Source organism: Clostridium sp. D46t1_190503_E9 (genome assembly GCF_015555225.1).
GTDB lineage: Bacteria > Bacillota > Clostridia > Clostridiales > Clostridiaceae > Clostridium.
Map to the genome: position 1 here is coordinate 27,160 of NZ_JADNKB010000022.1, position 623 is coordinate 27,782.

Sequence of the window (623 nt, forward strand, 5' to 3'; positions counted from 1 at the left end):
ATTTTATTTATTATATCAGAATTTTTTATAACTTTAAATCCATTCTTTAATCCTATCCATGCCTCATCCGCATATTTTACTGCACCAATTATCGGCAATAAAGCTAATAAATCAAGTGCTGTTTGTCCTGCATGCTTCCATGACCATTCCCACTTAATAAAATCAGCGCTTATATCTCTAATATCTAATGGTAAATCTGCTCCCAGTAATCCTAATCCAACTTGCCCAACTGTTCCTAAAGCTGTAACATCATTAGTAAAATTACCTAACAATAGTTGATTGAAAGATTTTTTTAGATATTCTTCAACTCCTTTATTGTTATTTGTTATTCCTCCAGGAATTATAGGTCCTAACGTTGTTACCCTTGCTCCAACTCCCATTCCAGCCATTGCTAATCCAGGATACATTCCTAAATTAAAATTTCCCGATGCTAAGCTTCCATAAAAACCATAGTTATTAGTCCAGCTTACTGAAGAATTATATATATTTTTTATAATGCTAATTCCATCTCTAAAAAAGTTACTTATTCCATTAAACACCTTGTTTCCAAATGATATTAATGAATTGCTAATCTTGCTTATAAAAGATTGGACTTTATATCCTTTACTTATTGCCCTTATTCT

The 623-nt window shown here is 31.3% G+C and carries 1 protein-coding gene; it reads right to left on the bottom strand.

Features of this window, described 5'->3' with window-relative positions; genetic code table 11:
- Positions 1-623 (bottom strand): hypothetical protein (locus tag I2E83_RS17565; RefSeq protein ID WP_195431333.1); only part of this gene is annotated, 623 nt, incomplete at both ends.